We start from the raw sequence: 240 nt of genomic DNA, 5'->3' as shown, positions 1-240 counted from the left end.
GTTGTTGTCGAATTAGTGGATTATCCAGATGACCAACACCCATTTGCAGTTGCGGGTAACGTCATCCAACAAATCGGTCATAAAGATGAGCCGGGTGTAGATATCCTTGCCATTTTAAACATGTTTGAAATTCCGCATGAATTCCCTAATGAAGTTTTAGATCATGCCAATGAAGTGCCTGAAACGATCTCAAATGATGACTTAAAAGGACGTAAGGACCACCGTGACCTGTTGACTATT

At 41.2% G+C, this 240-nt stretch carries 1 pseudogene; it reads left to right on the top strand.

Annotated elements, in window-relative coordinates:
• Nucleotides 1–240, top strand: a pseudogene (locus CI070_RS01575) (ribonuclease R); the annotation flags it as partial.

This window comes from Akkermansia muciniphila, assembly GCF_900184965.1.
In the GTDB taxonomy this organism is placed as follows: domain Bacteria; phylum Verrucomicrobiota; class Verrucomicrobiia; order Verrucomicrobiales; family Akkermansiaceae; genus Akkermansia; species Akkermansia muciniphila_A.
This window is presented reverse-complemented; position numbering and strand designations above follow the sequence as displayed.